The sequence below is a fragment of the Vibrio sp. AIC-3 genome (genome assembly GCF_013114515.1).
Classification (GTDB): domain Bacteria; phylum Pseudomonadota; class Gammaproteobacteria; order Enterobacterales; family Vibrionaceae; genus Vibrio; species Vibrio crassostreae_C.
On sequence record NZ_VTXG01000056.1, the window covers coordinates 1 to 6290 of the forward strand.

General features: G+C 43.3%; 5 protein-coding genes. 4 read left to right on the plus strand and 1 reads right to left on the minus strand.

All coding sequences use genetic code 11. The features are described from left to right. Positions 1-269 precede the first annotated feature (269 nt). The 4 genes from F0229_RS21385 to cas6f are packed head-to-tail and all read left to right on the plus strand — an operon-like array spanning position 270 to position 5224. Entirely contained in the window at positions 270-1481 is a 1212-nt protein-coding gene (locus F0229_RS21385) for a TniQ family protein (RefSeq protein ID WP_171733672.1), read from the plus strand. A gap of 2 nt (positions 1482-1483) precedes the next feature. Further along, positions 1484-3571, plus strand: a complete 2088-nt coding sequence (locus F0229_RS21390; protein WP_171733675.1) for a type I-F CRISPR-associated protein Csy2 — start codon at positions 1484-1486, stop codon at positions 3569-3571. A gap of 6 nt (positions 3572-3577) precedes the next feature. Then, positions 3578-4609 carry a type I-F CRISPR-associated protein Csy3 gene (gene csy3 / locus F0229_RS21395; protein WP_171733673.1) on the plus strand — a complete coding sequence of 344 codons (1032 nt, stop codon included), beginning with the start codon at positions 3578-3580 and terminating at the stop codon, positions 4607-4609. A gap of 9 nt (positions 4610-4618) precedes the next feature. Further along, on the plus strand, positions 4619-5224 hold the full coding sequence (gene cas6f / locus F0229_RS21400) for a type I-F CRISPR-associated endoribonuclease Cas6/Csy4 (protein ID WP_171733674.1): 606 nt from the start codon (positions 4619-4621) through the stop codon (positions 5222-5224). Between the two features lie 371 nt (positions 5225-5595). Here the strand turns inward: cas6f and F0229_RS21405 are convergent, their stop codons facing one another. Continuing rightward, complete coding sequence (locus F0229_RS21405; RefSeq protein ID WP_253821015.1) at positions 5596-6072, minus strand: hypothetical protein; 477 nt, start codon at positions 6070-6072, stop codon at positions 5596-5598. Positions 6073-6290: the final 218 nt, after the last annotated feature.

Here is a 6290-nt window from a genome sequence, read left to right on the forward strand (position 1 = left end):
GTATCAAACGATGCCTTCGTGGAGGCTTGAGCCTAGTGCAGTGAAAGTTGCACGCTGGGTTCTTAGGGAGACGGCACTTGGTAACAAGTGTCGTCCACCCGACAGAATTTTCTTAGCTCTTTCGCATCATAGTTGTGATAACCAAGCGATTCTGTCGTATTTTGAATGAGTTCATAGGCGTTTTTTGCAAAATATGTTGGCCTCTATGGTTGCAATGCATGAAATATCTCCGATACTAAAACTTAGAAACTCTAAGTTTTAGGTGGCATGTGAATACAGACATTCAACTTTACCCTGACGAATCGCTCGAAAGCTTCTTGTTGCGCTTATCGCATGAACAAGGCTACGAGCGATTTTCTCATTTCGCCGAAGACATCTGGTTCGACACCATGGATCAGCATGAGGCGATTGCTGGTGCTTTCCCCTTAGAGCTCGAACGAGTCAATATCTACCACGCTCAAACCACAAGCCAAATGCGAGTGCGGGTTCTTATCCATCTTGAGAACCAATTAAAGCTCAACAACTTTGGTGTACTGCGCTTAGCGCTATCACATTCAAAAGCTCAATTCTCTCCGCAATACAAAGCTGTTCATAGATTTGGTGTCGACTACCCTTATGCTTTTCTTCGCAAACGCTTCACGCCTATTTGCCCTCTGTGTATTGACGAAGCACCCTACATTCGCCAGCAGTGGCAATTTATCTCTCATCAAGCTTGTGAACATCATGGCTGTAAACTGGTTCATCACTGTTCTGAGTGTAAGTCGAGACTTGAATACCAACGTACCGAGAGTAGTAGTCAATGTGAATGTGGTTTTGAACTCCGCAACTCGCCAGTAGAAGATGCGCCAGAGGTTGAGGTATTAGTTGCTCAATGGTTGTCAGGGAATGATTCAAAACCCTTGGGATTACTAAAGGGAGAAATGACGTTATCTGAGCGCTACGGTTTTTTACTGTGGTATGTAGATCGCTATGGCAATATCGATGACTTCAGTTTCGAATTATTCATTGAATACTGCGGCTCTTGGCCAACGTCATTGTGGCAAGACTTCGATGTTTTGAAAGAGAAGGCAGAGCTCGTTCGAGTAAAAGATTGGAAGAAGATGTTTTTCAATGAAGCTTTTGGGGCTCTGCTTAAAGATTGTCGTCAGTTACCCAGTCGGCAGTTGAGTCACAATATCGTACTGACACAGGTGTTAGCTTACTTTACACAGCTTATGGCAATAGTACCTTCAAGCGCGAAAGGAAATATCGGTGATGTACTGCTCAGCCCTCTAGAAGCTTCTACATTGCTATCTTGCACAACGGATGAAGTGTATCGGCTGTATGAGTTTGGTGAGATTAAAGCCGCGATCAGGCCGCGAATGCATACAAAGATAGCGAGTCATGAATCGGCGTTTACTTTAAGAAGTGTCATCGAGACAAAATTGACTCGAATGAGCTCTGAAAGTGATGGTTTAAGTGTGTATCTACCTGAGTGGTAATTATGACGAAATTAAGTGGCTTATTAGCAATTGAAGACGAGGCAGTAAAGCAGGCTGCGCTAAAGAAGATGTTCATGCCCTATACGGAAGATGTCTGTGTTGATGGGTTTGAAAAAGAAGCGTTGACGATCTTGCTTAATCTCAGTTCAAGCCATCAAGCCGATAAGTGCTCTGATTGGTTGGATGTTGCCCGTGCTAAAAGGCATTTAAAAGTGGCTGAGAACCTAGAGGCGTCCCTTGATGAAATCAAATGGTTCCACACTCATAATCTCAAGTTTCCAGACTGCCGAGTGAAAGATCAGCGAATAATTGCACAACCTCTTGCTACAACCGAGGCGTTTATCTCAAGCTTAGTATTAGAGCAAAGTTTGGGGTGGGGGCATAACTCCGCGGTGTATCGCCATACATTGTGGTTATTGAATCCTTTCCGCTGGCAATCACAGTCCGTGAGTCTTCTTTCACTTGTTCAGCAAGAGACCCCTGTTTGGGTTGAGCTGCTCAAAGAATTTGGTTTAGGTGCTAATTCACTTTCTCGCTTAAAACATACAATTGAAGAACAACTTCCTGAAAATAGTTTTCCTGACAGTGTTAGCACTTACAGCAAGCAACTGCGGTTTCCATGGGGGGATGATTATGTTTCGGTGACCCCAGTGGTCAGTCATGCCATCCAAAGAGAGTTAGAAGTGAGATCGAGAAGTCGAGAAAGTAAGCTCAGCTTTGTGTCTTCATCGCTGCCAAACTCGGCAAGTATCGGGAATCTGTGTGGCAGTTTAGGTGGGCATATGAAAGTCCTAAACTACCCGCTAGACGTCAAACCAGCGCAGGGTGGGACGTTAACTGAAAGTCGCAAAAAGAGTGGCCGCTACTTTGATGACTATCAGGTAACTAACGCCAAAATTTGTCAGGTGTTAAATCACTTAATTGGATCAGAGCCATCAAAAACACAGAAGCAAAGAGAGAGCGCTCGTAAGGTTAGAAGTAAGATATTGCGAAAGCAGATAGCCCTGTGGATGCTCCCATTAATTGAGTTAAGAGATATCGTTGATGCTGAACCCAATCAACAGAAATTGAAACATGATGACACTTTAGTTCAATCCTTTTTGACGCTACCAGAATCGGAACTGAGCTCTTTAGCTAGTGAGTTTAACCGTTGCTTACATCTCGCGTTTCAGAATAACAAGTATGCCGCCAAGTTTGCCTATCATCCTAAGCTAATGCAGGTAGCTAAAGCCCAAATCGTATGGATACTTGAACAGCTCAGTAAACCAAATGGCAATGAAGATAAGGTAACGGGTGAGCAGTATATCTATTTGTCATCAATGAGAGTGCAAGATGCGGTCGCAATGAGTAGCCCATATCTGAGTGGTGCTCCTGCTTTGGCGGCTATTTGGGGTTTTATGCACCGCTATCAAAGAGAGTTTAACCAGCTAGTTAATTGTGATTCTCTGTTTGAATTTTCGAGTTTCTCTTTTTATGTCCGAAGCGAGAACATTCAACCGACAGCGAAGCTTACCGAACCCAACTCAGTCGCCAAAGCTCGAACGGTTTCTAACGCGAAGCGACCAACTATTCGTAGTGAACGATTGGCGGACCTAGAAATAGACTTAGTTATCAGAGTCCATAGCGACAGCCGAATTTCAGATTTTAAGTCCGCGCTTAAAACGGCACTTCCCGTTGCTTTCGCCGGAGGGGCATTATACCAACCACAGCTCTCGACGCAGGTTGAGTGGCTTAAGACGTATACCAGCAGGAGTGAGCTTTTCCATGTCTTAAAAGGGTTACCAGCATACGGGCGATGGTTATATCCAAGTGAAAAGCAGCCGAATGATTTTGATGATCTAGAACGTTTAATCACTAAAGACGCTGATAACTTACCAGTTTCCATCGGCTACCATTTGTTAGAGCATCCAACTAAACGGTGCAACTCAATCACCAGTTGTCACGCTTACGCAGAGAATGCGATAGGGCTTGCTCAGCGAGTAAACCCGATAGAAGTACGTTTTAGTGGAAGAGATCACTTTTTAAACCACGCCTTTTGGTCGATAGAATGCAGTAGCGAAACTATTCTTATAAAAAACTATAGGGATTAATTGTTTATGGAACTTTGCACTCAGCTGAACTACGTTCGATCACTCTCTGCTGGCAAAGCATATTTCTACTATCTATCTAAAAGTGGTGAGATGTGTCCCCTTGAAATTGATAGAACTAGGTTGCGAGCACCAAAGGGTGGTTATGCAGAAGCATATAAAGGGGGCAAGTTCGTAAAAAAGAATGTTGCCCCACAAGATTTAGCTTATTCCAATCCTCAGTTCATCGAAGAGTGTTACGTAAAGCCGGGTGTCGATGATATCTACTGTGCATTCCCCCTTCGAATTCGAGCAAATTCTCTAACCCCAGATATCTGTAGTGACGATGAAGTGCGCAGTAAACTTTCGTTACTGGCTAATACTTATAAAGAGCTAAATGGGTATCAAGAGCTCGCTCATCGATACGCGAAGAATATACTGCTTGGCAGTTGGCTTTGGCGCAACAGAGAGTGTCGAAAGCTGTCGATAGAAGTGACCACCAGTGATTCACAAACCTTGATTGTAGAAAACGCAACAAAGCTTTCTTGGTATGGTCATTGGGAAGAGGCTTCAGCAGAATGCCTAGAAAAGCTCACAGCCTATTTGATGCGAGCCCTGTCTGACCCAACCGAATATTTCTACATGGATGTCAAAGCTAAAATTGGAGTTGGTTGGGGAGATGAGGTTTACCCAAGCCAAGAGTTCTTGGGTGAACGAGAAGATGGTGTTCCTACTAAGCAGTTAGCTACTGTCGAACTATTGGACGGAAAAGAAACCGTTGCGTTTCATGGTCAAAAAGTTGGTGCAGCGTTGCAATCGATTGACGATTGGTGGCATGAAGATGCAGATAAGTCATTAAGAGTGAATGAATACGGAGCAGACCGAGAATACGTTATAGCAAGGCGACACTCAGCGCATGGAAACGACTTCTATCAACTAGTCAGAAATACAGAGAACTGGATTGAAAGCATGACAGCTTCTCAAGTCATCCCAAATGATGTGCACTTCATCATGTCTGTCTTGATCAAAGGCGGCCTATTCAATTGTTCTAAAGCGAAGTAAGGGATAGATATGACTAAGCGTTACTATTTCTTAATACGTTACATGCCTGCACAAGCCGACCATGAATTATTGGCAGGACGGTGTATATCCCAAATGCACTTGTTTATGGTCAATAACCGACAAGCCATGAATAAAATAGGTGTGAGTTTTCCGGACTGGAACGAATCTACAGTTGGCCAAACCATTGCCTTTGTTGCTGAAGATAAAGAGATGATGATTGGACTCGCTTTTCAGCCCTATTTCTCTGTGATGGTAAATGAAGGTTTATTTGAGATCTCCAGTGTTTGTGAGGTGCCTGACATTGCGGTTGAGGTGAGGTTTACCCGTAATCAAACGATTGGGAAAAGTTTTCTGGGCTCCAAGAAACGTCGAATCAAACGTAGCATGGCGAGAGCCGATTTCTCTGGTGATGGACAATCATTACCAGCCACTAATGAAGAGCGAATCATCGATAGTTTTCATCGAATCCCAATCTCCAGCGGTTCATCAGGGGAAAGTTATATTTTGTTTGTACAAAAGGAGTTTGTTAGAGAGCGCGTTGCAGCAAACTTTAATAGCTATGGTTTAGCCACCAATCAAGAAAGAAAAGGCACGGTACCTGAGTTACGTTTTTAACCCTTTTTCTAAAGCTCTTTTATAGATAAATAAAAACAAGGACTTACAGAAGTAAGAAGAAAAAGGGTATTTTGATGAATTGTGACTTTAAGCATGCAGAATCAGATGGTTAGAGACTATATTCTACAGTGTCCTGCCGAATAGGCAGCTAAGAATAGGCCAGGAAGAAAGCAACCAACCTGCTGAACAAGCAGTTAAAATCAAAGCCATCAAGTTTAAGCTTGGTGGCTTTTCTGCTGGGTTTGAATGTTACCTCGTTACAAATCCATTGTTCGAGGTATATTCATTAGAGCTCATTCGCTAATCAGTTTCGCCAAATTGAATAAGTAGACACAATGCTTGCCCTTGAGGTGATTGGAAGAGCTATAAAGTTAGCGACTATAGCCAGTTAAATTGTAATGGCTTTGATAAAAAGGTGCTTCACGATTAGCAAACATCATTAACAATGATGCTTTAGTTGCGATGAATACTGACTGTGTGTTGTTTCCTGGCCTCGTTGTTAAGGCTGTACGGAGAGAGTATGTAACAGCGACATTCAAAGGTGCGAGTGGGTCGCAATGAACAAACCACAGTAAAGATTTTTTGCTTCCATCTTCGAGCGCTTCAAGAAAACCTGAATTTTCTTTTGCGGATAGTGCCGCCGCTGCCGTGTCGTACTCAGAAAAGTCTAAATAGTGAACACTTATGTCTTTTTTATCGGCGAGTATGGAGGCTTGTTTGATGAAATCAGAGTGAAGTACCGCCGAGTCAGCGATAGAAATCCTAAAGTCCATATCCCAAGCGTGTTGCACAAAAAGTTCGGGAGTTATGTGATTCTCTGGTAGGTAGCTTTCTTTATTCTTATCCAATCTAAACTCAGCCACGGTTATTGTATTTACGTCTAATAGGATAAATCATGAGTAGTCAATGTACCACCACAAACCAAGGAGCTGGCGAATCTAGCAAAAGCGCTAGCAAGGTTTTGTCGGGTGGACGACACTTGTTACCAAGTGCCGTCTCCCTAAGAACCCAGCGTGCAACTTTCACTGCACTAGGCTCAAGCCTCCACGAAGGCATCGTTTGATAC

Excerpts from the sequence above, each read along its gene's own strand:
- csy3 (WP_171733673.1), top strand. The coding sequence starts at position 3,578 with ATGGAACTTTGCACTCAGCTGAACTACGTTCGATCACTCTCTGCTGGC.
- cas6f (WP_171733674.1), top strand. The coding sequence starts at position 4,619 with ATGACTAAGCGTTACTATTTCTTAATACGTTACATGCCTGCACAAGCC.
- F0229_RS21390 (WP_171733675.1), top strand. The coding sequence starts at position 1,484 with ATGACGAAATTAAGTGGCTTATTAGCAATTGAAGACGAGGCAGTAAAG.